Genomic DNA, 20,253 nt, shown 5'->3' on the forward strand with positions numbered 1-20,253 from the left:
CTAGACTACCGCCTGACCGTGACGGAGCAGACCAGCAACTCGACGGCGACCGCAATCAAGGAGTTGCAGAACCTCGTGAGCCAGCAGGCAGGTGACATCAAGGTCGTGAGGGAGATACTTCAGCGGATCGAGGCGGGGCAGCAGGGAGGGGCGGAGCGCCGATAGCGTTGACCAGCTTTGACCGGGCGTCTGATTTCTTGCTCAATGCGTCGCCCGGGAGCGGGCATATTGCCCTGAAACATGAAGCGTAAGGCAGCGACTGCGGCCTCCTTCCGTCGGGAGAACCCGGGGCCGAAAGCTCTGCGTTCTTACCAGGCGGGGAGTCCTGATTCCGCTAATCCGACAACGCGTCCAGCCAAAATCCAGGTGACATAGGGCGCTATCCGGCGAAGTAAAGATGCCGGCTGGAACTTTTCCGTACTTCTCACATTACCCCCTTGCAAGCCGCCGTAGATGACGGCGCTCGAAGGGGATTACAGACATGACCAGGGATTTCGACTCCGGCGCTGCCAGGGCTGGCCTTCGTGCGTCCTTGAAGGCGGCGATCGCCTACGACGGTGTTTGCAATGGACATGACATCGATGTCACGCTCATGCCTGGGGCGATCATTCTGTCGGGCAGGGCGCCGGCAAAGGCCGCGCGGCGCGCGTTGCAGATCGTGCGAGAAGTCGCCGGCCGCGCACCGGTATGGGACAGGATCATCTGGATTCCCGATGACGGTTAGATTGCGCGGGAAAGACTTTCGGGCCAGCCTGATACGAAAGTAGATAGGTTCTATCCACCGCCCCGAAGGCGGCAGTTGCCGGATGAAAAAGCCCCGCGCTAAGGCGGGGCAATGAGCGACGCCTTAGCGCATCGCGGGAGAATCTGGGAGGTCTCCCGATCTTTCTACGACTTTGGTCTAGGTGGGAAGGGCTGATTCCGCCATTTCGGTACGGTTGGGCGGAATATTTAAAAAGCTGCTCCCTGGAAAACGCGGGTGCCAATCGGCTCAACTTTGCGCACATTCCTAATCGGCTCAATTTTGCGCCGATCCGTCCTCATCTTGGGCACTCCTTGAACGGAGATATCCCAGCCCGATCAACCAGTCTCGGGCAATGACCGAAAGCGCTTCCTCGCGCTTAATGCCCTGCTCCTCGGCAAAGCGGTCCAATGCGTCCTCAATGTCCGGCGCTAGCTTCATCTTCCCCTCCGTCCACTTAAAGTCGACAATCCGCTCTCAGCTCTCATGTACCATAACGCGTGACTTGCCGATTCCGGCGCCGCGACCGCGGCCTCCTTTCATCAATAGCCAGCCTTTCTCCAGCCAGCCGCCCGCGCCTCGTCTTCCGAGCAGAACCACCGTTCGCCGCGGCTGAAGGTGATGCGGGTGTCGTAGTAGTAGTATTGCCCTGGCACGTGATAGATGCGCTGGCCACCGTTGTAGGAGACGTTGCCCTTGATATTACAGCTGGGGTCGTAAACCTCTCGCGGAACGAGGGCATAGCCGCCTGTTGCCAGAAAGCTGGCGACCGAAGCACCGATGACGAGATAAGTGAAGTTGCTCATGCTGGCAGGATAACCGGCGGGCGTTTCCATTCGGTTTCTGCTTTACGTAAAGTTGCATTCGGCGTAGAAAACCCGCCGGTGTCGCGGCGCTTCACGTCCGACGCTCTTCGTTGTAACGGAGCGCCTGGCAAAGAGGCCCGCCCAGATGGCTGGGGGCCTTGCCGAGCGGGCCTCTCCGGCCGCATGCACCGCGGCGAACGAAATCTGCTCCGGCGCAAATGAACAGCAGATGAACGGGATAGGAAAGGCCGGCGGATCAGAGGAACGCGCTATCGGCGCTTGAACGCTGCGCTCATCGCAGCCGCCATCGCAATTCCCATTCCGATGCCAACCGGAACACCGACCGCTGCGCCTAACGAGGTGGACATGGCAACCGCCATGCTGATGCCAACGGCGGCGCCGATTACGATACCTGGAACGTTCATCTGGTTCTCCTTGGTGGCTCATTCATCGCCCTCGTTCCTTCCAAACATCGTTCTCCCTCGCGTGCACTGCTTTACGGATGGCTTGAGCAACCTCAGCCGCTGCGAGCCTTTTGTCCGGTTCTTGCCTCGACCGTCTGCCTGACAAGTTCCGGTACGGTGACAACGCCCGAGGCATAGAGATCAAACAGATACCGGGCCATCTGCGTGGCTTCCTCGCTTTGGCGCTCGATCTGCATCCTGGCGCGTACACGCTCGAAGGCCTCTTGAAGTACGTCGAGATCCTCCGGCTCCAGCAAACCCCATCCGGACATAGTGACGCGAACTCCTCAAACGCGGTCATCTGTCGTGCAGCTATGTCTCTTCATGCGTCGCGCGCAAGCAAAATCTTTATTGGTTGCCGTGATGCGGAACGGTGCAGGCAATTGCTCGTTGAAGCGTGGAAATCATGCATGGAGGATCGTGTGGCCAAATTCTACTTCAAGATTCAGGATCAAGATGGCGTTCTTCTGCCGGATCAGGCCTTCGAGTTTGAGACAGTCGACGAGGCGACCGAGCAGGCCAAAACCCTGTTGGCGGAGATGGCGCTCGACGGATTGCCGAGGGAGCCTGTCGACAGCATTTCTGTCGAGTTGCAAGATGAGACTTACAGGCCCCTTCTGACCGTCCGCCTCCTTATGGAGACGTTGCCGCACGGCCTCTCCTCCCAATTATCGCATACCCCATAAGCGGCGACGAAAAAGCCCACACGAAAGCGGCAAGGGAGGCGATGCCCTTGGCGAGAAGTCGCGGGAGATAGGGGAGGCACGCCGGCCGGGAACAATGCGAGGAAGGAGACGTTTGTGGACCGCGCGAGAGGCGCATTCATGATATTAGGGAGACTTCACAATGGGTCGCGGTATTCTTCTTTGGCTCCTGGGCATTCCTCTGCCGATCGTAATCCTGCTTATCCTGTTCATGCGCTAGGAGGCAGTGATGGCTGTTTACTCGACGAGCACTTCCGATATCGGCATCGAATCCAACGTTCCCGCCCTAGCGTGGGGGCCGGTCATCGGCGGAGCGACCGCGGCATCCGCGGCAAGCCTTATTCTGCTTCTTCTCGGTTCAGGCGTCGGACTGACGATGGTCTCGCCCTGGTCGGGCGAGAGCGCTTCGTTCGCGACGGTGGGCGTGACGGCCGCCATCTGGTTCGTCGTCGTCCAGTGGCTCTCCTCGGCGCTTGGCGGCTATCTCACCGGGCGGCTGCGCACGAAATGGGCCGGTGTGCGCACCGATGAGGTTTTCTTTCGCGATACCGCGCACGGCTTCCTGAGCTGGGCGCTTGCGACCGTCGTCGTGGCCGGGCTTGCCGGGTCGGGCTTTACCTCGCTGGTCGGAAGCGGCGTGCAGGCGGCGTCCTCTGTCGCGACGACGGCGACCGTGGGAGCCGCCACGGCCGCGACAGCCGCTGGCAGCGAATCCCCCGACCTTGCGACCGGATACTTCACGGATCTGCTTCTTCGCCCGCAGGACGCCGCGGCGAGGGCACAGTCGGATGACGCGGCGGCCACCGCAGAGGTCGCGCGCATCCTGATGCAGGGCGCAGCCAACGGTGAGGTTCCGGATGCCGATCGCGCCTATATCTCGACGATCGTCGCTTCCCGCGCCGGCATTTCCCAGGAGGAAGCCCGTACTCGTGTAGACCAGGTCCTGCAGCAGATCGAAGACGCTAAGAACGCAGCCCTTCAGGCCGCCGATGAGGCCCGGAAATCCGCGGCCACGGTCTCGTTGCTCGGTGCCCTGTCATTGCTGGTCGGTGCTTTCGTCGCTTCCGCTGCTGCCGCCCTCGGTGGCCGGCAACGGGACGATGAAGAGGCGGCCTTGGTTTCGCGGGAATAAGCACCCGCTTTAATTTCCGGCCTAAGGGGTCTGCCTATTTGGGGCTGCGTCGGCATTGCTTGCGCAGCCCCATCGTTTTAAGCCGTCGTGGCGATCGCAACCCTAAGCTCCCGTATCATATCGGCCGCATCGAGAAGCCCATGCGCCAAGAGCTGCGGCGGCAGACCAGCAATCTTTTTCGCGAAGTCGGCGATAATGGCCAGGCGTTCGTCCATCTTGTCCGGGATTGTGAGCGCAGTTTGCCGCATATCGCGGATCGTGACAGCTGCCCGCTCAAGGAGCCTTCGCGCCTCGAAGGGAGTCAGCTTCTCCGCCTGGGTCCCGGCGCGGTACAGTTCCGCCACGAAATCGGTTGTCAGGCTCATCGTTTCACCTCCAGCCTTTTACCGCCTTCCGCACGATAGCGCGATTTCAACTCCGAGCAAGTCGGCGCGACAAACACCCGTCGCGGTCGTAGGTATTCGCCTTTATGGCGAATATTGGGCTCATATTTTAGTATTGGTTGCGTAAAATTGCATTTGTGCAATCATGAACTATCCACTGAGTCGGAGGGATGGGAGCATGGGGCAGACGAGATCGATTTCCGGCAAAGACCACAGGTTGTCGGACGACGAGATGCAGGCCATTCGGCATCTGGTATGGATGCAGAAGTCACTCGGACCGAAGGACGGCATGATCCGCTATCTGGCGGAGATGATGATCGAGCAGATCCGATGTGGATCTGAAGCAGCGGTCGTCGGGGGCGCTCAGTTCGCCTTAGGGGACGACGCCTTGTCCGACGCCGGCGCCTCGATCTGATCGCGGGCATACTGGCGTAGCACCTGCAACGCCTCTGCCGGGCTGACGTCGAGCTTCTTCATGTGACGCGCTGCGTCCCTCATGTGCCGGACAAGATCACGGTCAATGTCATCGTCCGCGTCACGGGTCATGATCTCGCCCTCCCAAACGTTGGTGGCGTTATGTACCACCTTACGCAGGGTTAAGCTATCAGATATGTGCTTGAGGCTTTTTGGCCGTAAGTGGCGAGGATAATCAACGGGGGCGGATAAAGACGTCCGCTTCGGCTGCGGCCCTCAAGAAAGCCATTCGTGCCGCCTCGGGCTTCTTCTTGCCCTCCAGCACGGCCAGACACGTTTCCCGCGCTTCCGCGAGCGCCTCGCCGGTGTCTACCGGCCAGTCCTCCACCAGTGCCCGTGCCGCCTCGGCAGCGCTCGCTATGGTGCGGTACTGGCCCAGCCGCTGGGTTTCAAACGTGATCGGCTCTTCCCATCTTCCGTTGTCCATGCCGCACCTCCCGCGGATCATCCATAGAGCTTCAATATCTCGTCTACGGTCAATGGCGACGGAATCCACTCCACGAAATCAAACGGCTCGTCCGTGTCGTAGGCGGCCCAATAAGGCTCTTCGCCCTCATCAAGGTCGGCGCCCATTCTCCACCGGACCAGACGGACATCGCCATCATCGTCCTTGGCGGCGATCGGCGTTCCGTCGCGCGGTGCGGCAGAGGCGAGGTAGGTCACGGGCGCTCGCCTGAATGCCTCGACAAGGTCTGGATGGCCGCTCAACTCTGTTCTCCCTCGCTTTCGTTTCAGTCGGAGCCGGCCTCTACCGGCAAGAGGATAAGCCCGTCGTTCGGCAACGGTCTTTGCAGTGCTTTCGCCTCGTCCCACGGCGCATGCATCCATACGTCGCGTTCTTCATCGGTTGTCAGAATGACCGGCATGGCCTTCGGGTGGATCGGGTTTACCACGGCGTTCGCGTCGGTGGTCAGGAACCCGTACAGCTCGTGCTCGCCCGGCCGCGGGTTCTTCTGCGATCCGCGCTCCCCTCGCCAGGTCGTCCACATGCCGGCAAAGAAGGCCAGAGGTCGCTCTTCGTTCAGTGCAAACCACCGCTTCGTCTTCTTCGGCTTGGTGTCTTCCCACTCGCAAAACGTTGTCCACGGCACCAGGCAACGGTTCTCCGGCCCCAGCCAGCGCCGCCAGTGCGGCGATGAGACGTTGCGGATGTTCGTCACGCCGGTGTCCGGTTTACCCTTCGTCACAAAGGGCGGCGAGGGCATGCCCCATGTGAGCATGGCGAGCTCGCGCTCTCCATTGACATTCCGCACGACCGGCGCGGGGCGATCGGGGTAGATGTCTACCGACGGCTCAAGGTTGCCGATGTTCCCGCGCAACGCCCGTGTCACGGCGAGAATCATGTCTTGCGTGGTGCTGATGTTGTAGAGATTGCACATGTCGAAGCCCTAAAGACGTAGCTTCCTGATGGAGGCTTCCGTCTTGGCGTGGCACTCCATCGCGAGGAGGTGATGGTCGGCAAGCGACGCGAGCGCCGCGCAGACTTCGCCCTCGTCCCATCCAGCGTTGACAGCCCTCCAGACGAGCGACTGAAACTCGGCCTCAAGGTCTTCCTCGCATTCAAGAAGCGATCATCGGGACTGGTTTGATGGCGAGGTCCACTTATAGGCATGCCGGAAGGATAGGGCGCGCCTCCCCCGCCGGCAAGCCTATTTAAGCCGGCGATCCTAGCGCGGCACCTGTGCCACGATCCACGTATTGCTGCCCTTGTTGCCGCACTTCATGCAGCGCAATAGCGGGCGCAGGTCGGCGAGCTTTGTGGCCTCGCCGTGTCGTCGTTCCAATTCCCATCTGTCTACCCAGCCTTCGCGCTCGCAGTTCGAACAGTGTCCGCCCAGATCATACCATTGAGGTAATGCTTCGAACGTCGGACTATGCGGTGCAGCTCGGCGACCTGATGCACCATGACGCGCTGGAGAGCGTCACGCCCGCACACAGGCACGTTCTTGATGCAGATAGCCGCCTGCAAAAGGTGATCCGCGTCGTCATTCGCACGATCCGCCGCATCATTGATATGCTCCTGCAGAAGCATGAACACGTCCACGTCGTGATGGCCTCCGGCAACCACGATCCGGCATCGTCTGCATGGCTGCGCGAAATGCTCGCCGCGATGTACGAGAACGAGCCGCGCATCACGGTCGATAACTCGCCGATGCTCTACTATGCCTATGAGTGGGGCCAGACGCTTTTGCTCTATCACCACGGCCATCGTCGCGGCGTCCAAAACGTTGACGCCACGCTCGCCGGTATATTCCGCGAGCAGTACGGCCGGTCGAAATACGCCTACGCTCACGTCGGTCATCGGCATTCCGATGAAGGGCGCAAGTCCTCGCTCATGTACGTCGAGCAGCACGAAACGCTTGCCGCGCCGGATGCCTATGCGGCTGGTGGCGGCTGGCTGTCTGGTAGGTCAGCCAAGCGCATTACCTACCACAAGGAATGGGGCGAAGTCGGGCGCGACACCATGCGGCCAGAGATGGTTGCGGGGCGGTATGCGGCAGCCAACGACAACGTTCTGGACGGGCAGAGGAGGGTGGCATGAGTATTTGTGTTGTTGAACGCGGCCCGCAAGAGACCGGCACAGGAGATGAATTAAATCAGGTGATATCTGGCTTCATCGGAGTATCACTCACGACATTGCCGGCGTTCATTGTAATGCCACTCTGGGCGGCATTCATGACAAAGTATCGCATCACAGACGGAAATGGCCAAGACGATAATGTTGTGTGCATGGCTATATGCTTCTTAACCGGCATGGCTCTTTGGGCCGTCGTATTCGTGCTTTTCATAATCTAAAGCACCACCGCCTGCCGCCTACCAACCGGCAGGAACCACCACAAGAGGAGACTGATAATGTATGCAAGAGGTACTGACCTAGACGACTGGGCTGTAGAAGTACGAGTGCGCGGCCAGACAGTGCCGTCGCATATGCTTCGCGACAACACCCCAGCGCGCCACACCCACGCCGGTGCCATCAACCTGTTTGCGGCTGACTGCCACGCGGCAAGCCGCAAGGCCGGCTGGTACACCAACCCGACGACGGGCAAGCCGCTGGAGCGCAACGTGCCGGAAATGCTCTGCCTGATCCACAGCGAGATCAGCGAGGCCATGGAGGGCTACCGCAAGGGGCTGCGCGACGACAAGCTGCCGCATCGAAAGATGATTGAGGTAGAGCTTGCCGACGCAATGATCCGCATCGGCGACCTTGCCACCTTCCTTGGATGCGACCTGGGCGGAGCCATTGTCGAGAAGATGGCTTTCAACGCAACCCGCGAAGATCATAAGCTGGAAGCCCGCAAGGCTGCCGGCGGGAAGGCGTTTTGATGCGCGACCTTACCAGTAACGAACAAGCGGTAATCGACCATCTCGTAAAGGCTTGGAACGCCTTTCTGCTGCTTCCTTCTGAGCATGGTGATGACTTTGACGAGTTTCGGCACGGTATCCATCGCCTTCAGGAAAAGGTTCTAAGCAGGCCCGCGCGATCATCTGTGGTCAATGATAGTGCGGACCTCATCTACGACCCGCCGAGCGGATGGCTCTACGGCTTCCCCCGTCCTTACCGCCCGCTTGAGGACGAGACGCTAGAGGAGACCCTGGTGCGCGACGGCTATCCGGAAAAGTATGCCGAGATGGGCGCCAAGTACTGCCGGTTCTGGCGCGAGCGGGAGGCTGCGTGATGGTAGACGCCTACGACTATGGGAGCGGTGGGCTTTCGTCTGACGTTGCAACGACGACCTTCGGGCCCCTCACGAAGTACGTGGCCGCAAACGATAACGTGCCGCCCATTGCGGATGGCGACTGGGCGCGGCATGCGGATGCTACCGGATTCGTGCCCGTTGCCAGGCAACCGGCACGTCCCGCGTCCGCGGACAGCGGACAGTTTTGCGGCGACAATCCGTACATGGAGATGACTCCAGAGGAACGCTTGCCGCAGGGGCTAGCGCTGTTGGCGGCGCGGTCTGGCTATATCTACCTCGGATCGCCGTACAGCAAGTATGAGGCTGGCCATGATGCAGCAGCCAGAGTAGTCGCGGATGCAGCGGCTCGGCTTATGCGTTTCGGCATGGTGATCTATAGCCCGATCGCTCACGGGCATGCGGTCACGCTCGCGGGCGGGCTGCCCATCACATGGGACTTCTGGAAGAGGCAGTGCCGGCCGTTGGTGGACGGCGCGGCTGGCCTGATCGTGCTGACGATGGCTGGCTGGCAGGATTCTGTCGGGCTGCAATACGAGATCGAGGAATTCGTGCGCGCCGGCAAGCCGATCCTTCATGTGTCGCCACGCTGGTTGGTGGAGAACAACGTGGGGAGGGTGGGATGAAGATCACCCGCCGCCAACGAGACGCCCTGTCCTGGCTGAACGCCCGACACATCATCCATCCGCAACATTCGCAGTTCGCCACGGTCCATCTTGGCGTAAACACCGCGTCGCTGCTTCGCCGTCTCGTTCCTCTTGGACTTGTCTCGGTCACTCCGGGCGGCCCTGGCAGGAGGCAGTTCTTCGCCATTACGGAAAAGGGACGCGCCGCCCTACAGGAGGCAGCATGAAGCCCGGCGACAAGGTGATCTGCATCGACGACAAGGTTCCGCTGGCTGGCGGCGCTGTTGTGAAGGATGACAACCTCACCGAGGGCGAGGTCTACATTGTGCGATGGTATGGCGTGGAAACCCACTACACACTCGGCACCTATTACGGCGTGAAGCTGGAGGGCATCGACAGCAAGTTCGGGAACGTGTGGGCGTCGCCCGACTGCGCCTACAATGCCTCCCGCTTCCGTCCACTCGTAGAGCCCAAAACGCAACGGGAATTGGAGGTGGCGGAATGACGTGGAAGGCTTGGAGCGGCCACGGCAAGCAGCCTGCCGGGCAGGTGGATATCCGTCTTCGCAGCGGCAGGGAAATCAAGGACACGGCGGCACGCAAGTGGCTGTGGGGCCGTGCGGACAACGACAATAAGAATGGCGGCGAGATTGTCGCGTACCGGGAATTGATGGAGGCTGCTTGATGGACCTGAACCTACACGCCGACCAAAGCACGAGAATCCGGGAGGCGGCCGAATATGTGGCCGGCATCGCTGACAACCTGCGTAAGATCAATAACGGACCGGTGTTCGACTGCGACCGAGATAAGCTCGTTGAGGGTGTGAACATCTGGTTCAATCGGCTCGCTGAACTGCTTGGAAAGAAGGGAGAGGCTGCGTGACGAAGGAACAGGAGAAAGCCATTGCTGCGGCGGTGCGCGCAGCTATCGAGGAAATGGGACTGGCCGAATTCAAGAAGACGTCGTTCTTCATGTCGAACTGGAGGGGCGCATGACCAGTATGGTTGAGAAGGTGGCGAGGGCTATTGCGCTTGCGAACCGAGCGCCTGATAGTGACGACTGGCCTGTCTACATCAACGATGCCCGAGCCGCCATCGCCGCTATGGCCAACCCGACAGATGCGATGATTGACGCTGCTGCCGGTGAGTTCGTGCCGCCCGGTGATTTTATTCCAGGCTACAACGCGGCGATCGACGCCGCTCTTTTGGAGCAACAGGCATGAGCGAACCGCAGCTGACCGTCGCCTCCATTACCTTCGCCCCGACACAACTGGCCGCCCTCGGCGCAGCAATCGGGAAGGAGGTTCCGATGTTCTGGTATGACATACCCGACCGCGCTCCTCGTCCCGCCAACGACAACCTGCCCCGAGTCGTCGCCTTCACCGGTCTCGCCGGTAGCGGCAAGTCCACGGCGGCCGACTATCTCATCCGCCAGCACGGCTATGTGCGCGTGAAGTTCGCCGGGCCGTTGAAGGCAGCCATGGCTGCTATGGGCTTTTCGCAGGAGCAGATCGAAGGCAATCTGAAAGAGACGCCGTGCGCTTGGCTGAACTTCAAGACGCCGCGGTATGCGATGCAGACCCTCGGCACGGAGTGGGGGCGAAAGTGTATCGGCGAAGACTTCTGGGCGGAGCTATGGGTACACCACGCCAACAACGTGCTGGCAGCGGGCAAGCGCGTCGTCGTCGACGATTGCCGTTTCCCCAACGAAGCTGAAGCCGTCCGCAGCCTGGGGGGCGTCATCATCAAGTTAGAGGGCAGGGGCGGCATAGCGGGTTCACATGAGAGTGAGGCTGGCTGCGGCCAGGCGGACGCCATTGTTGAGAACGACGGGTGCGTCACGGGCTTGTACGCTGGCATCGAGGAAGTGATCAGGAGGGCGGCGTGAGGAACATCCCTGACGACATCGCCGACACGGCCGCATTGATCTGTGCATCCGTGGGCATAGCGGACAGCCACGCCCGCAAGGTCTTAGCGGCTGCCATTCTCGCAGAGCGTAAACGTTGCTCGGATGTGGCCGAGGGCTTCCGGCAGGCCCACGACACGGGATCTGGCTTCGACAGCCAACCCGCTAGAGCGACGGCGGAAGCAATCCGCGACGCCATTCTCACCTAACACCAAACCACCGCCCGTCACACGGCGGGGTTTTTCTTGACGGCCGCCCATTGCGTTCATATTTTGTTCCAATGGACAAACTGACCGAAATCGCCAACCGTATCCTGGAACGAGGCCGCGCGGGTAAAGAGGTGAGGCTAAAGGCTGACACCGCTCTGTTTGTCGGAATCCATCTGAAGACCGCAGCCGAAAAGCCAACATGCGATGATATTGCGCGCATGTTCTGCGCCGCCAGTTGCAAGAACATTTGCTATATGTGTCGCGGCAAGGCGAACGTCATCTGCGCGCGATATGGGTGCGGGTTGGATTGAACATACGAGGAACGGAAACCAGTAACGCCAGGCAAAAAATCGTAACACCCTTTAAAAAATTCAATGAGTTGCAATTAACAATCGGTTTACCAAATGTGGTGTCATTATGGCTGTCTTCAAATCGGGCACGCCTCGCGCAATTCCGGTGTGCTATGCGTCGCGCAGAATGCCCGCGAGCGCACCTGTCGCAAGGTTGCCCGCGCCGAATGGATGCGTGGATCTGGGAGAATTTTATGGCGAAAAATCCGAACCTTACGCTGACGGGTCCCGATCTGGCAGCGCTTCTGTGCAGCCGTGTCTGCCATGACGTGATCTCGCCCGTCGGCGCGATCAACAACGGCCTCGAACTGCTCGACGAGGGCGGCGCCGACGCGGAGGCGATGGACCTCATCCGCACGAGCGCGCTGAACGCCTCCGTCCGGCTGAAGTTCGCGCGGCTCGCGTTCGGCGCCTCGGGCTCGGTCGGCGCCTCGATCGACACGGGCGAGGCGGAAAAGGCCGCGCGCGACTTCGCCGCCGCGGAAAAGAAGACGGAAATCACCTGGACGGGGCCGCGCGCCATCGTCGCCAAGAACCGGGTCAAGCTGTTGCTCAACCTGTTCCTCATCGCCTACGGCGCCATCCCGCGCGGCGGTTCGATCGATGTGACGCTCGACAATCCGGAATTCGACGCGACCTTCAAGCTGTCGGTGAAGGGCCGCATGCTGCGCGTGCCGCCGAAGTTCACCGAGATCCTCTCCGGCACGCCGGAAGAGGCGGTCGATGCCCACTCCATCCAGCCCTATTACACGGTGCTGCTCGCCGAGGAAGCGGGCATGGAGCTCGACGTCACGGTGAACCCGGAAGAGATCGTCTTCACGGCCCGTACGGTCGCGGCTGCCGAGTGAGACAGGATGCGGTCCGTTAACCATGGCCGCTAACGCTTTGTTTGCCAGACGCCGGTAGAGTTGCATCCTGTATCGTTCCCGCTTGACGAGCGGGAGACCTAGGAGCAACCAATGCTGCGGTTGATGATTGCCGACAGTTCCGATGTCGTCCGTAAGGTCGGCAAGCGTATTCTTTCCGGTTTCGATTTCCTCGTGCTGGAAGCGTCGAGTTCGCTCGAAGCGCTGGTGCGTTGCGAGGCGGAACTGCCCAACATCCTCATCGTCGATTCCACCATGGACGGTGCGCTCGAACTGATCGGCAATATCCGCAACCTGCCGCAGGGCAAGTCGGTGCGCATCTATTACTGCGTGGTCGAGGCGGACCTGAAGAAGATGATGATGGGAAAGCGCGCCGGCGCGGACGATTTCCTGCTGAAGCCCTTCGACCGCAAGATCCTCACCCAGGTCTTCGGCAATCTCTCGATCGCCGCCTGATTTCGTCAAGGGCAAAGCCCCGTCAAAACCCCTCTTTCGTGATGGCCGGGCCTGTCCCGGCTATCCATGCCGCGTGCCGCCTGGATTCTCGGGGTAAGTGTAAAGCCCGGCGATGACGGCGTGCCGGAAGGCGAGGTTCTTCAAAAAGTTTCCAACCGGCAAAAGAAAACCCGCCGGCGAGCGGCGGGTCGGATCGTGAGCGGGGAGGGGCGCGGTCAGGCGCTTTCGAGGTAGTCGCCGTCGGGCTCGCGCAGCACGTAGCCGCGGCCCCAGACCGTCTCGATGTAGTTCGCGCCGCCGGCGGCATTCGCCAGCTTCTTGCGCAGCTTGCAGATGAAGACGTCGATGATCTTCAGTTCCGGCTCGTCCATGCCGCCATAGAGGTGGTTGAGGAACATTTCCTTGGTGAGCGTCGTGCCCTTGCGCAGCGAGAGCAGCTCGAGCATCTGGTATTCCTTGCCCGTCAGGTGCACGCGCTGGCCGCCGACCTCGACCGTCTTGGCATCGAGGTTGACGATGAGCTCGCCCGTCGCGATGACCGATTGGGCGTGGCCCTTGGAGCGGCGCACGATGGCGTGGATGCGGGCGACGAGCTCGTCCTTGTGGAAGGGCTTCGTCATGTAGTCGTCGGCGCCGAAGCCGAGGCCGCGCACCTTGTCCTCGATGCCGGCCATGCCGGAGAGGATGAGGATCGGCGTCTTGACCTTGGACAGGCGCAACGTGCGCAGAACCTCGTAACCCGACATGTCGGGCAGGTTCAGGTCGAGCAGGATGATGTCGTAATCGTACAACTTGCCCAGATCGACACCTTCCTCGCCGAGGTCGGTGGTGTACACGTTGAAACTTTCGGACTTCAGCATCAATTCGATGCTCTGCGCCGTCGCGCTGTCGTCCTCAATGAGTAGAACCCGCATATCTGTCCCCTTTTCCGCCGCTCAAGGTACCTGGCCCCCTACGCGATACGGATCCAGTCGTTGCCTGATTTGGAGGCTGCCACGAAATGGTTAACAAATCCTGATTCACTTTGGCAAGGTGTATCGATCTGTTAATTATTTTGGGCAGGCTCCTGATTTCATGCCATGAATCGGAAACGTGCTTTTTAAACTGTCTCTTTAAGAAACACCGTTAACCGACTCTTTCGACTCATCAATGCGACCCACCTGTTTTTTCGCGAACCGCATTTACTGAGCCTTAAATCATCATCCCTATGATTAACGATGCCCGTAAACGAAAGGTTACCAGCGGTAGGATTTCATTAATCTCGCCGAATTTTTTTACGGTTCGGCAGGGTTTGCCGGGTTACGGGTAGGAATGCCGGCCTCCGGCGTGCGGTGAAACGCCGCGCTTCGGGCGCCGATTTGGAATGCCGGGTGGATGCCCGCCACGTGTTTCGGCGGTCGTTCGCCCCAATGCCGGGGTCTCGCTATCCACGGGAGTATTGCGTATGAAGTCGCGTGAGAGCCTAGTTCGCCTGAAGGAATTCCAGGTGAAAGACAAGAGACGGCAACTGGCCCAGCTTCAGCTGATGATGTCCGAATTCGAGCGGATGTCGAAGGAGCTGGAGAGCCAGATCGCCATCGAGGAAAAGAAGTCCGGGATCACCGATCCCAACCACTTCGCCTATCCCACCTTCGCCAAGGCGGCGCGGCAGCGTTCGGACAACCTTCAGGTCTCCATCCGGGAGCTGAAGGTGCAGCAGGATGCCGCCGAGCTGGCGCTGGAAGAGGCGGAGGCGGAGTTCGCCAAGGCTTCGGCGCTGGAGGAGCGCGACAACGCGGTCCGGATGCGCGCCTGATCCGGTGCGTTCGAAGAACCCTCGCGAGCGGCCGGAAGACCGCTCACGAGGGCTCTTCGCGTTGCGCCTGTTTCCTCAGAGGTTGACGACGTCCTGCCAGTCCTTGTGGCGCATCGCCTGCGCCCGGAAGAAGGGGCAGAGCGGCATGATCTTCCAGCCGCCCTTGCGGGCCTCCTCCACGACATGTGCAGCGAGTGCCTGGCCGACACCCTTGCCGCGCAGGGCATCCGGTACGCCGGTGTGGTCGACGATCACGAGCTGCGGCGATGTGCGGGAATAGGTCATCTCCGCCTCGTGTCCCTCGATGATGGTGTGGTAGCGGCCCTTGGCGCCGTTTTCCTCATGCAGGATGTCCATGGCGATGCTCCTTGTCGTCCTTGTACCTGGCCATCCTTTCCTGTCGTGCTTCATCCCGCAAGGCGTTCGGATGTGAACGGTGTGTGCTGCATCGGAACGCCGCCGGTGCTATTGAATGCGCATCCGAACCGCGATGTGTCCGATGATCCTTGCCGTTCCCGTCCTTCTCATCGTCGCGGCGAAGACGAGCGGAATGGCCTCGGCCTTCACGCAGCCGGGCCTCTGGTTCTATGCCGCTTCCGCGATCATGACCGGCCTTCTGCAAATGAAACTGCGGCCGCATTGAGCGGCCGCAGCTTGGTCCTGATCCGGAATGAGGCTAGTGGCGGTACTGCTGGATGCGCGTGGTGCGCAGGCCGGCCAGGCCGTGGTCGTTGATGGAGGACTGCCAGGACAGGAATTCTTCGACCGTCAGCGTATAGCGCTCGCAGGCTTCTTCGAGGCTCAAGAGGCCTCCGCGCACGGCGGCGACGACTTCTGCCTTCCGGCGAATCACCCAGCGCCGCGTGTTGGCCGGCGGCAGATCGGCGATCGTCAGGGGGCTGCCATCGGGGCCGATGACGTATTTAACGCGGGGTCGTATCAGATCGGTCATTGGACTCTCTACATAAACTCAAGACCATATCCCGGGACTGTAGCCCGCCACATTTAAGATTTGCCTAAGCGCATACTAACAATTTTCTAATCTTTTGAGCGGCTTCGCCAATGCTGCCGGCACGCGCGACCCTCCGGTTCCCCTTAGTTGGCCGCCTTTTGCCCGAATGGCGCCTGCATGGGAGCCATGCAAATAATTCATTTCCATTTTATTCAAATGCTGCTAATACGCGCCAAAATTTGGAGGCGGCATCGGATCGATGCCACCGGAAGCCTCCAGGATGCATCCAAATGAATTGCCTCCGCGAGCTGTCTCCCGTCGGGATATGGCTTCCGCGGCGTTTTTCGTCGTTACCTGCCTGACGGGTGCTCCTGAATTTTCCGGACCGAGAATGCACACGAGCCCGGCAACGTGCGCCGGCTGTTGGAAACGGAAAATGAGAGATCCAGACAACATGCTCCGGCAGCAGGGCTGGTCGCCCGAATTCCTGTCGTCGGCCAATATGGAATCCGTACAGACCGAATACGAGGTGCTGCACCTCATGCGCCAGTGCGCAAGCCACTTCCGCTTCAGCCACTTCCTGGTGTCGCGCTTTCCCGCAAACGAGCAGCAGCGGTTCGCCGAGCGCCTGCTCGTCAGCAACTGGCCGGCCGATCTGGTGCGCAAGTACGATGCCATGAACCTCTTCCATATCAGCCGGCTGGCGATCGATACCGGAATGACGAAGCTGCCCGTTCAGGGCGATAGCTCGCTTCTGGCGCCGGCCGACTGGGAGAGCGCGCAGGCCGGCGAGGCGATCGCGCTTGCCGAAAGCTACGGCCTGACCGCCTCCACCGCCTTCCTGCTGCACTCCACGACCTCCGATCCATACCTGATGGTCTTTTCCGGCGCGCGCACCCCGCTTGCCCGTCCGGAACTGACGGAGTTGCATTTCGCAGCCCTCCAGCTTTTCGAATGCCTCGAGAAGACGTTCGTCGCCGCGACGGCCGGGCGGGAAAAGCTCTCCAGCCGCGAGGTCGAGTGCCTGCGCTGGGCGGCTGCCGGCAAGAGCAGCGACGAGATCGCCATCATCCTCGGCATCTCCGTCTATACGGTGAGCAGCTATTTCAAGAGCGCGACCCGCAAGCTGCAGGCCGTCAACCGCATGCAGGCCATCGCCATCGCGCTGCGGCTCCGGCTCATCTGACGTCCGCCTCGCCCGGAACGACGAGGTTTCCGGCCTTCTCTTGCTCTCGGCGCGGCAAGTTTCTATATGTCGCCCGAAAAGGTGTCCTGCCGATGGGTGGGGGCGGTAACGGCCGGTCGCGGCCTCAATTCAAAGATGTTTGCGGCAAGCTCCGGCGGAGCCCGCAGCACCGGAACGGACCTCGCGTGAACAGTCTCGATTTCGATCGCAAGCCGGAAGATACGCGTGTCGTCGTCGCCATGTCGGGCGGCGTCGACAGTTCCGTCGTGGCCGGAATCCTGAAGCGCGAAGGCTACGACGTGCTGGGCATCACCTTGCAGCTCTACGATCATGGCGCGGCCGTGCATCGCGCCGGCTCGTGCTGTGCGGGCCAGGATATCGACGATGCGCGCCGCGTCTGCGAAACGCTCGGCATTCCCCACTATGTGCTCGATTATGAGAAGCGTTTCCGCGAGACGGTGATCAATCCGTTCGCCGAGAGCTATGTCGCCGGTGAAACGCCGATTCCCTGCGTTGCCTGCAACCAGACCGTCAAGTTCGCCGACCTCCTGGCCACCGCCAAGGAACTGGGCGCCGATGCGCTGGCGACCGGCCACTACATCCGCTCCCGCCCCAACCCGGCGCCGGGTGCGCCGGGGCGCCGCGCGCTCTACAGGCCCGTCGATGCGGAGCGCGACCAGAGCTACTTCCTCTTCGCGACGACCCAGGAGCAGATCGATTACCTCCGCTTCCCGCTCGGCCATCTCTCGAAGGCCGAAACGCGGGCACTCGCCGAGGATATGGGCCTCGTCGTCGCGAAGAAGGCGGACAGCCAGGACATCTGCTTCGTACCGCAAGGCAAGTATTCCGACATCGTCAACAAGCTGAAGCCGAATGCGGCCCTCGCCGGCGAGATCGTGCATATCGACGGCCGCGTGCTCGGCCGGCACGAGGGCATCCTGCACTATACGATCGGCCAGCGCCGCGGTATCGGCATCGCCACCGGCGAGCCGCTCTACGTCGTCTATCTCGACGCCCGCTCGCGCCGCGTCATCGTCGGCCCGAAGGAAGCGCTTGAAACGCGCCGCCTGTACCTGCGCGACATCAACTGGCTGGGGGACGGCGATCTCGAGGCCGTGGCCGCCGCCGGCTTCGACTGTTACGCCAAGGTGCGTTCGACGCGCCCGCCGCGCCCCGCGCGCCTCCAGTCCGGCCCCGGCGGCATCTATGTGGAGCTGGCGGAAGGCGAGCCGGGCGTCGCGCCCGGCCAGGCCTGCGCGCTCTATTCCGGCGAGGGCGAGGACGCCCGCATCTACGGCGGCGGCTTCATCCTGCGCTCGGAGCGCGAAGCAGCGGCCGAGGACGCGCTGAAGCGCATTCTCTCCACCCCGGTCGCGGCCTGAAAAGCCGCGCCGGCCAAAGCCTTCGCGGACAAGGCGATTTTTCTCGCAACCTCGCTTGACACCCGCGGGAACAGCACCTTATAAGCCGCGCACCGGACGGAAATGGACATCGTCCTTGATCGTCCCTTCGGGCGGCGGAGTAGCTCAGTAGGTTAGAGCAGAGGAATCATAATCCTTGTGTCGGGGGTTCGAATCCCTCCTCCGCTACCATCCTTATAGCCGGCAATCCCGAATGGATCAGGCAGGCAAAATACCCCCGATATTCAGCCCTGTAGCTCGCCGCGAAAAATCGGAATTTTGACAGCCGAAATCGGAATTTTCATTTTTCCGGATCAGGTGTCAAAATACCGTTTAAAGCATCCTCACACGCGGGTTGAACCCACCGCTTGACGGCCGCTCTGTCTGCTCACGCGGCCAAGGCATCAACCGACGCGCTGAACCGCTGCCAGTTATTGAAAAGAGCCACCGCAGTTGGTTTCCGTCCAAGGCGATAGATCCAGTCGCGGTGGATATGGAAGATGGTCGTAATGTTTGGCGGCTCTCCCGCGCCGAACTCAAATGCGCTCTGAATATGCGTGTCGAAGTTCTTAAGGCTCTTGCCCATCGAGGACTTGGGGCTGATGACGAAAACACAGAACGGGTCGATTTCCTGCGGGAGCGCTGTCGCATTATAGGCGCGGAACAAAAGCTTGTTGATCTGATAGGGGCCGTACTTATCGACGCCTGCCCAAATCAGCCACAGCGCAAACCTGCGCTGCGTTGCATCGTACACCCAAGTCAGCCCCTCGGGCTTCAGGCCGAGAGTGTCCAGGGCCCCGAGATACTCGGCGCCAGCCTTTAGAAGGTCGCGAGAAAGTTCTGGCGTATCCATGGTTCCACTCCTTCCTCACTAAAAGCCGCGTCAAAGAGCCCTCGAACTACCGCGAGCGAAAACTCGTCTGGATTATATAACTCTGATCGTCGCCATTGTGAAACGGTTGCCCAGGCCGCAGCGATAGGATGTTGAGGACAGACGTTGACACCCAGTGCGGCCATGAGAACCGGAAGATCGTGGGTTCGCAGAGACGCCGGCCACGTGTTGTAGCGGAACTTGTGCTGCAACGCCGCCTTGAGCGTGTACTCGACGCCAAACCCGATATGGCCGAACACAACGCGTTGAAGCGTGCGCTCGCCTAACAAAAGCTCAGCGGCGCGTTTCTCTGCGGCCGCCATCATAAGCCACTGTTCAGGCGTGTAACTCTGCTGATTCATTTTTGCTCCCGACCGTGCACTTTGGCACGTGGGAGCATGTCGGTCTATAGCCCCAGGTTGTTGGTCATGGATGTGCCGGCGGCCCGATCAGCACCTCTTTCACAGCGCTGGCCCGCCCCTTGCCGCTGACCGTATAGGTGCAATCGACCTCCTCGATCGAGAATTCCTTGAAGGTTTCGAGGACGCCTCGAACGGCGTTCAAGGATAGGATGAAGGTGCCTCGAATACCCTTCAAGACGTCGGCCATCTCGGCGAATTCCTCCCGGCCGAACACTGCCTTGCCGTAGTCGCCCTCGCTGCCCCAATAGGGCGGATCGAGATAGAAGAGCATGCCCGGCCGGTCGTAGCGCTCGATGAAGGTCCGCCACGGCAGGCATTCGATGACGACGCCGGCCAGGCGCTCGTGGATGTCCTCCAGCAGCGGCGCGAGCTTCAAGAGGTTGAACCTGGCGCCTCCTGCCCTGACCACCCCGAAGTTGCGGCCGGAGACCTTGCCGCCGAAGGCCAGGCGCTGGAGGTAGAGGAAGCGGGCCGCCCGTTCGAGGTCGGTCAGGGTCGAGGGATCGACCTTGACCAGGCGCTCGTATTCCCGCCGGCTCGTGATCTGGAACCGCAGCGTCTCCATGAACTGCGGATAGTGGCGCTGGAGGATGCGGAAGAGATTGGCGACGTCCCCGCTGATGTCGTTGATCGCCTCCATGCGTGGCTGCATGGTGCGGCGAAGGAAGATGCCGCCCATGCCGACGAAGGGCTCGGCGTAGCCGTCGTGCGGCGTGGCGTTGATCCTGCGGATGATGGTCTTCGAAAGCACGCGCTTGCCGCCGATATAGGGAGCGGCGGGAGAGACCGGGGCGACCGGCTGCAAATTCACCATTT

The 20,253-nt window shown here is 60.9% G+C and carries 36 protein-coding genes and 1 tRNA gene; 23 read left to right on the forward strand and 14 right to left on the reverse strand.

Annotated features, from left to right (window positions below; genetic code table 11):
* The first annotated feature begins 481 nt into the window (after positions 1-481).
* Entirely contained in the window at positions 482-724 is a 243-nt protein-coding gene (locus ACIIOY_RS25685; RefSeq protein WP_411037517.1) for a BON domain-containing protein, read from the forward strand.
* 294 nt (positions 725-1,018) lie between these two features.
* Here the strand turns inward: ACIIOY_RS25685 and ACIIOY_RS25690 are convergent, their stop codons facing one another.
* From ACIIOY_RS25690 to ACIIOY_RS25705, 4 genes are all read right to left on the reverse strand, one after another.
* On the reverse strand, positions 1,019-1,183 hold the full coding sequence (locus ACIIOY_RS25690) for a hypothetical protein (protein ID WP_411037518.1): 165 nt from the start codon (positions 1,181-1,183) through the stop codon (positions 1,019-1,021).
* A 101-nt stretch (positions 1,184-1,284) separates the two neighbouring features.
* Positions 1,285-1,578, reverse strand: a complete 294-nt coding sequence (locus tag ACIIOY_RS25695) for a sunset domain-containing protein (RefSeq protein ID WP_411037519.1) — start codon at positions 1,576-1,578, stop codon at positions 1,285-1,287.
* Positions 1,579-1,817: 239 nt separating this feature from the next.
* On the reverse strand, positions 1,818-1,973 hold the full coding sequence (locus ACIIOY_RS25700; RefSeq protein ID WP_411037520.1) for a hypothetical protein: 156 nt from the start codon (positions 1,971-1,973) through the stop codon (positions 1,818-1,820).
* 92 nt (positions 1,974-2,065) lie between these two features.
* Positions 2,066-2,284, reverse strand: a complete 219-nt coding sequence (locus ACIIOY_RS25705; protein ID WP_411037521.1) for a hypothetical protein — start codon at positions 2,282-2,284, stop codon at positions 2,066-2,068.
* 138 nt (positions 2,285-2,422) lie between these two features.
* Here ACIIOY_RS25705 and ACIIOY_RS25710 point away from each other — a divergent pair, with 138 nt between their 5' ends.
* On the forward strand, positions 2,423-2,698 hold the full coding sequence (locus ACIIOY_RS25710) for a DUF6894 family protein (RefSeq protein ID WP_411037522.1): 276 nt from the start codon (positions 2,423-2,425) through the stop codon (positions 2,696-2,698).
* A gap of 247 nt (positions 2,699-2,945) precedes the next feature.
* Positions 2,946-3,848: a hypothetical protein gene (locus ACIIOY_RS25715; RefSeq protein WP_411037523.1), complete on the forward strand. Its 903-nt coding sequence runs from the start codon at positions 2,946-2,948 to the stop codon at positions 3,846-3,848.
* 77 nt (positions 3,849-3,925) lie between these two features.
* Here the strand turns inward: ACIIOY_RS25715 and ACIIOY_RS25720 are convergent, their stop codons facing one another.
* Positions 3,926-4,213: a hypothetical protein gene (locus ACIIOY_RS25720; RefSeq protein WP_411037524.1), complete on the reverse strand. Its 288-nt coding sequence runs from the start codon at positions 4,211-4,213 to the stop codon at positions 3,926-3,928.
* A 196-nt stretch (positions 4,214-4,409) separates the two neighbouring features.
* Between ACIIOY_RS25720 and ACIIOY_RS25725 the strand changes: the two genes are divergently transcribed.
* Positions 4,410-4,646 carry a hypothetical protein gene (locus ACIIOY_RS25725; RefSeq protein ID WP_411037525.1) on the forward strand — a complete coding sequence of 79 codons (237 nt, stop codon included), beginning with the start codon at positions 4,410-4,412 and terminating at the stop codon, positions 4,644-4,646.
* Between the two features lie 234 nt (positions 4,647-4,880).
* On the opposite strand, the gene ACIIOY_RS25730 is transcribed toward ACIIOY_RS25725, so the two are convergent.
* From ACIIOY_RS25730 to ACIIOY_RS25740, 3 genes are all read right to left on the reverse strand, one after another.
* On the reverse strand, positions 4,881-5,132 hold the full coding sequence (locus tag ACIIOY_RS25730; RefSeq protein ID WP_411037526.1) for a DUF982 domain-containing protein: 252 nt from the start codon (positions 5,130-5,132) through the stop codon (positions 4,881-4,883).
* A 17-nt stretch (positions 5,133-5,149) separates the two neighbouring features.
* Positions 5,150-5,368: a hypothetical protein gene (locus tag ACIIOY_RS25735; RefSeq protein WP_411037527.1), complete on the reverse strand. Its 219-nt coding sequence runs from the start codon at positions 5,366-5,368 to the stop codon at positions 5,150-5,152.
* A gap of 68 nt (positions 5,369-5,436) precedes the next feature.
* Entirely contained in the window at positions 5,437-6,084 is a 648-nt protein-coding gene (locus ACIIOY_RS25740) for an SOS response-associated peptidase (protein ID WP_411037528.1), read from the reverse strand.
* A gap of 500 nt (positions 6,085-6,584) precedes the next feature.
* Here ACIIOY_RS25740 and ACIIOY_RS25745 point away from each other — a divergent pair, with 500 nt between their 5' ends.
* The 14 genes from ACIIOY_RS25745 (at position 6,585) to ACIIOY_RS25810 (ending at position 12,811) form a co-directional block, all read left to right on the forward strand.
* A complete protein-coding gene (locus ACIIOY_RS25745; protein ID WP_411037529.1) occupies positions 6,585-7,247 on the forward strand; it encodes a hypothetical protein in 663 nt (220 codons plus the stop codon).
* Entirely contained in the window at positions 7,244-7,501 is a 258-nt protein-coding gene (locus ACIIOY_RS25750) for a hypothetical protein (protein WP_411037530.1), read from the forward strand. Before ACIIOY_RS25745 ends, ACIIOY_RS25750 begins: the two co-directional genes overlap by 4 nt.
* A gap of 105 nt (positions 7,502-7,606) precedes the next feature.
* Entirely contained in the window at positions 7,607-8,029 is a 423-nt protein-coding gene (locus ACIIOY_RS25755) for a nucleoside triphosphate pyrophosphohydrolase family protein (protein WP_411037531.1), read from the forward strand.
* The gene (locus ACIIOY_RS25760) at positions 8,029-8,382 is read left to right on the forward strand and encodes a hypothetical protein (RefSeq protein WP_411037532.1); all 354 of its coding nucleotides are present in this window, start codon (positions 8,029-8,031) and stop codon (positions 8,380-8,382) included. Before ACIIOY_RS25755 ends, ACIIOY_RS25760 begins: the two co-directional genes overlap by 1 nt.
* Positions 8,382-9,026, forward strand: a complete 645-nt coding sequence (locus ACIIOY_RS25765; RefSeq protein WP_411037533.1) for a DUF1937 family protein — start codon at positions 8,382-8,384, stop codon at positions 9,024-9,026. Before ACIIOY_RS25760 ends, ACIIOY_RS25765 begins: the two co-directional genes overlap by 1 nt.
* Positions 9,023-9,253 carry a hypothetical protein gene (locus ACIIOY_RS25770; RefSeq protein WP_411037534.1) on the forward strand — a complete coding sequence of 77 codons (231 nt, stop codon included), beginning with the start codon at positions 9,023-9,025 and terminating at the stop codon, positions 9,251-9,253. Before ACIIOY_RS25765 ends, ACIIOY_RS25770 begins: the two co-directional genes overlap by 4 nt.
* Positions 9,250-9,531, forward strand: a complete 282-nt coding sequence (locus ACIIOY_RS25775; RefSeq protein WP_411037535.1) for a hypothetical protein — start codon at positions 9,250-9,252, stop codon at positions 9,529-9,531. The genes ACIIOY_RS25770 and ACIIOY_RS25775 overlap by 4 nt, the downstream gene beginning before the upstream one ends.
* Complete coding sequence (locus ACIIOY_RS25780) at positions 9,528-9,710, forward strand: hypothetical protein (protein ID WP_411037536.1); 183 nt, start codon at positions 9,528-9,530, stop codon at positions 9,708-9,710. Before ACIIOY_RS25775 ends, ACIIOY_RS25780 begins: the two co-directional genes overlap by 4 nt.
* Positions 9,710-9,907 (forward strand): hypothetical protein, encoded by a 198-nt coding sequence (locus tag ACIIOY_RS25785; protein ID WP_411037537.1) that lies wholly within the window; start codon positions 9,710-9,712, stop codon positions 9,905-9,907. The genes ACIIOY_RS25780 and ACIIOY_RS25785 overlap by 1 nt, the downstream gene beginning before the upstream one ends.
* Before the next feature lie 109 nt (positions 9,908-10,016).
* Positions 10,017-10,247: a hypothetical protein gene (locus tag ACIIOY_RS25790; protein WP_411037538.1), complete on the forward strand. Its 231-nt coding sequence runs from the start codon at positions 10,017-10,019 to the stop codon at positions 10,245-10,247.
* Positions 10,244-10,912, forward strand: a complete 669-nt coding sequence (locus ACIIOY_RS25795) for a deoxynucleotide monophosphate kinase family protein (RefSeq protein ID WP_411037539.1) — start codon at positions 10,244-10,246, stop codon at positions 10,910-10,912. Before ACIIOY_RS25790 ends, ACIIOY_RS25795 begins: the two co-directional genes overlap by 4 nt.
* Positions 10,909-11,139, forward strand: a complete 231-nt coding sequence (locus ACIIOY_RS25800) for a hypothetical protein (protein WP_411037540.1) — start codon at positions 10,909-10,911, stop codon at positions 11,137-11,139. Before ACIIOY_RS25795 ends, ACIIOY_RS25800 begins: the two co-directional genes overlap by 4 nt.
* Positions 11,140-11,683: 544 nt before the next feature.
* Positions 11,684-12,337: a histidine phosphotransferase ChpT gene (gene chpT / locus ACIIOY_RS25805; RefSeq protein WP_411037541.1), complete on the forward strand. Its 654-nt coding sequence runs from the start codon at positions 11,684-11,686 to the stop codon at positions 12,335-12,337.
* A 111-nt stretch (positions 12,338-12,448) separates the two neighbouring features.
* Positions 12,449-12,811 carry a response regulator gene (locus ACIIOY_RS25810; RefSeq protein WP_411037542.1) on the forward strand — a complete coding sequence of 121 codons (363 nt, stop codon included), beginning with the start codon at positions 12,449-12,451 and terminating at the stop codon, positions 12,809-12,811.
* Positions 12,812-13,026: 215 nt separating this feature from the next.
* Here ACIIOY_RS25810 and ctrA read toward each other — a convergent pair whose 3' ends face one another.
* Positions 13,027-13,725: a response regulator transcription factor CtrA gene (gene ctrA / locus ACIIOY_RS25815; protein WP_203424414.1), complete on the reverse strand. Its 699-nt coding sequence runs from the start codon at positions 13,723-13,725 to the stop codon at positions 13,027-13,029.
* Between the two features lie 530 nt (positions 13,726-14,255).
* On the opposite strand from ctrA, the gene ACIIOY_RS25820 reads away from it, so the two are divergent.
* The gene (locus tag ACIIOY_RS25820) at positions 14,256-14,606 is read left to right on the forward strand and encodes a flagellar export protein FliJ (RefSeq protein ID WP_184144142.1); all 351 of its coding nucleotides are present in this window, start codon (positions 14,256-14,258) and stop codon (positions 14,604-14,606) included.
* A gap of 75 nt (positions 14,607-14,681) precedes the next feature.
* On the opposite strand, the gene ACIIOY_RS25825 is transcribed toward ACIIOY_RS25820, so the two are convergent.
* Positions 14,682-14,963 carry a GNAT family N-acetyltransferase gene (locus ACIIOY_RS25825; protein ID WP_411037543.1) on the reverse strand — a complete coding sequence of 94 codons (282 nt, stop codon included), beginning with the start codon at positions 14,961-14,963 and terminating at the stop codon, positions 14,682-14,684.
* Between the two features lie 115 nt (positions 14,964-15,078).
* On the opposite strand from ACIIOY_RS25825, the gene ACIIOY_RS25830 reads away from it, so the two are divergent.
* The gene (locus tag ACIIOY_RS25830; protein ID WP_411037549.1) at positions 15,079-15,249 is read left to right on the forward strand and encodes a hypothetical protein; all 171 of its coding nucleotides are present in this window, start codon (positions 15,079-15,081) and stop codon (positions 15,247-15,249) included.
* A 33-nt stretch (positions 15,250-15,282) separates the two neighbouring features.
* Here ACIIOY_RS25830 and sciP read toward each other — a convergent pair whose 3' ends face one another.
* Positions 15,283-15,558 carry a CtrA inhibitor SciP gene (sciP, locus tag ACIIOY_RS25835; protein WP_023515011.1) on the reverse strand — a complete coding sequence of 92 codons (276 nt, stop codon included), beginning with the start codon at positions 15,556-15,558 and terminating at the stop codon, positions 15,283-15,285.
* Between the two features lie 436 nt (positions 15,559-15,994).
* On the opposite strand from sciP, the gene ACIIOY_RS25840 reads away from it, so the two are divergent.
* The 3 genes from ACIIOY_RS25840 (at position 15,995) to ACIIOY_RS25850 (ending at position 18,336) form a co-directional block, all read left to right on the forward strand.
* Positions 15,995-16,744 (forward strand): helix-turn-helix transcriptional regulator, encoded by a 750-nt coding sequence (locus ACIIOY_RS25840; protein WP_411037544.1) that lies wholly within the window; start codon positions 15,995-15,997, stop codon positions 16,742-16,744.
* A gap of 185 nt (positions 16,745-16,929) precedes the next feature.
* Complete coding sequence (gene mnmA / locus ACIIOY_RS25845) at positions 16,930-18,126, forward strand: tRNA 2-thiouridine(34) synthase MnmA (protein WP_411037545.1); 1,197 nt, start codon at positions 16,930-16,932, stop codon at positions 18,124-18,126.
* A 133-nt stretch (positions 18,127-18,259) separates the two neighbouring features.
* Positions 18,260-18,336 (forward strand) — tRNA-Met (locus tag ACIIOY_RS25850).
* Between the two features lie 196 nt (positions 18,337-18,532).
* Here the strand turns inward: ACIIOY_RS25850 and ACIIOY_RS25855 are convergent.
* The 3 genes from ACIIOY_RS25855 to ACIIOY_RS25865 all read right to left on the reverse strand — a co-directional run bounded on the left by ACIIOY_RS25855 (position 18,533) and on the right by ACIIOY_RS25865 (position 20,251).
* Positions 18,533-18,997 carry a hypothetical protein gene (locus ACIIOY_RS25855; RefSeq protein WP_411037546.1) on the reverse strand — a complete coding sequence of 155 codons (465 nt, stop codon included), beginning with the start codon at positions 18,995-18,997 and terminating at the stop codon, positions 18,533-18,535.
* Positions 18,964-19,377 (reverse strand): hypothetical protein, encoded by a 414-nt coding sequence (locus ACIIOY_RS25860; protein ID WP_411037547.1) that lies wholly within the window; start codon positions 19,375-19,377, stop codon positions 18,964-18,966. The genes ACIIOY_RS25855 and ACIIOY_RS25860 overlap by 34 nt, the downstream gene beginning before the upstream one ends.
* A 64-nt stretch (positions 19,378-19,441) precedes the next feature.
* Positions 19,442-20,251: a DNA adenine methylase gene (locus ACIIOY_RS25865; protein ID WP_411037548.1), complete on the reverse strand. Its 810-nt coding sequence runs from the start codon at positions 20,249-20,251 to the stop codon at positions 19,442-19,444.
* Between the last annotated feature and the right edge of the window lie 2 nt (positions 20,252-20,253).

It is taken from the genome of Shinella agrisoli, assembly GCF_046557955.1.
Taxonomy (GTDB): Bacteria; Pseudomonadota; Alphaproteobacteria; order Rhizobiales; family Rhizobiaceae; genus Shinella.

Coding starts and splice junctions, on each gene's coding strand:
- ACIIOY_RS25760 (WP_411037532.1), top strand. CDS start 8,029: ATGCGCGACCTTACCAGTAACGAACAAGCGGTAATCGACCATCTCGTA.
- ACIIOY_RS25765 (WP_411037533.1), top strand. CDS start 8,382: ATGGTAGACGCCTACGACTATGGGAGCGGTGGGCTTTCGTCTGACGTT.
- chpT (WP_411037541.1), top strand. CDS start 11,684: ATGGCGAAAAATCCGAACCTTACGCTGACGGGTCCCGATCTGGCAGCG.
- ACIIOY_RS25720 (WP_411037524.1), bottom strand. CDS start 4,213: ATGAGCCTGACAACCGATTTCGTGGCGGAACTGTACCGCGCCGGGACC.
- ACIIOY_RS25855 (WP_411037546.1), bottom strand. CDS start 18,997: ATGGATACGCCAGAACTTTCTCGCGACCTTCTAAAGGCTGGCGCCGAG.
- ACIIOY_RS25715 (WP_411037523.1), top strand. CDS start 2,946: ATGGCTGTTTACTCGACGAGCACTTCCGATATCGGCATCGAATCCAAC.
- ctrA (WP_203424414.1), bottom strand. CDS start 13,725: ATGCGGGTTCTACTCATTGAGGACGACAGCGCGACGGCGCAGAGCATC.
- ACIIOY_RS25700 (WP_411037520.1), bottom strand. CDS start 1,973: ATGAACGTTCCAGGTATCGTAATCGGCGCCGCCGTTGGCATCAGCATG.
- ACIIOY_RS25820 (WP_184144142.1), top strand. CDS start 14,256: ATGAAGTCGCGTGAGAGCCTAGTTCGCCTGAAGGAATTCCAGGTGAAA.
- ACIIOY_RS25860 (WP_411037547.1), bottom strand. CDS start 19,377: ATGAATCAGCAGAGTTACACGCCTGAACAGTGGCTTATGATGGCGGCC.
- ACIIOY_RS25730 (WP_411037526.1), bottom strand. CDS start 5,132: ATGGACAACGGAAGATGGGAAGAGCCGATCACGTTTGAAACCCAGCGG.
- ACIIOY_RS25770 (WP_411037534.1), top strand. CDS start 9,023: ATGAAGATCACCCGCCGCCAACGAGACGCCCTGTCCTGGCTGAACGCC.
- ACIIOY_RS25750 (WP_411037530.1), top strand. CDS start 7,244: ATGAGTATTTGTGTTGTTGAACGCGGCCCGCAAGAGACCGGCACAGGA.
- ACIIOY_RS25840 (WP_411037544.1), top strand. CDS start 15,995: ATGAGAGATCCAGACAACATGCTCCGGCAGCAGGGCTGGTCGCCCGAA.
- ACIIOY_RS25865 (WP_411037548.1), bottom strand. CDS start 20,251: ATGGTGAATTTGCAGCCGGTCGCCCCGGTCTCTCCCGCCGCTCCCTAT.
- ACIIOY_RS25830 (WP_411037549.1), top strand. CDS start 15,079: ATGCGCATCCGAACCGCGATGTGTCCGATGATCCTTGCCGTTCCCGTC.
- ACIIOY_RS25710 (WP_411037522.1), top strand. CDS start 2,423: ATGGAGGATCGTGTGGCCAAATTCTACTTCAAGATTCAGGATCAAGAT.
- ACIIOY_RS25785 (WP_411037537.1), top strand. CDS start 9,710: ATGGACCTGAACCTACACGCCGACCAAAGCACGAGAATCCGGGAGGCG.
- ACIIOY_RS25740 (WP_411037528.1), bottom strand. CDS start 6,084: ATGTGCAATCTCTACAACATCAGCACCACGCAAGACATGATTCTCGCC.
- ACIIOY_RS25695 (WP_411037519.1), bottom strand. CDS start 1,578: ATGGAAACGCCCGCCGGTTATCCTGCCAGCATGAGCAACTTCACTTAT.
- ACIIOY_RS25795 (WP_411037539.1), top strand. CDS start 10,244: ATGAGCGAACCGCAGCTGACCGTCGCCTCCATTACCTTCGCCCCGACA.
- ACIIOY_RS25810 (WP_411037542.1), top strand. CDS start 12,449: ATGCTGCGGTTGATGATTGCCGACAGTTCCGATGTCGTCCGTAAGGTC.
- ACIIOY_RS25775 (WP_411037535.1), top strand. CDS start 9,250: ATGAAGCCCGGCGACAAGGTGATCTGCATCGACGACAAGGTTCCGCTG.
- ACIIOY_RS25690 (WP_411037518.1), bottom strand. CDS start 1,183: ATGAAGCTAGCGCCGGACATTGAGGACGCATTGGACCGCTTTGCCGAG.
- ACIIOY_RS25705 (WP_411037521.1), bottom strand. CDS start 2,284: ATGTCCGGATGGGGTTTGCTGGAGCCGGAGGATCTCGACGTACTTCAA.
- ACIIOY_RS25725 (WP_411037525.1), top strand. CDS start 4,410: ATGGGGCAGACGAGATCGATTTCCGGCAAAGACCACAGGTTGTCGGAC.
- sciP (WP_023515011.1), bottom strand. CDS start 15,558: ATGACCGATCTGATACGACCCCGCGTTAAATACGTCATCGGCCCCGAT.
- ACIIOY_RS25790 (WP_411037538.1), top strand. CDS start 10,017: ATGACCAGTATGGTTGAGAAGGTGGCGAGGGCTATTGCGCTTGCGAAC.
- ACIIOY_RS25825 (WP_411037543.1), bottom strand. CDS start 14,963: ATGGACATCCTGCATGAGGAAAACGGCGCCAAGGGCCGCTACCACACC.
- ACIIOY_RS25780 (WP_411037536.1), top strand. CDS start 9,528: ATGACGTGGAAGGCTTGGAGCGGCCACGGCAAGCAGCCTGCCGGGCAG.
- ACIIOY_RS25685 (WP_411037517.1), top strand. CDS start 482: ATGACCAGGGATTTCGACTCCGGCGCTGCCAGGGCTGGCCTTCGTGCG.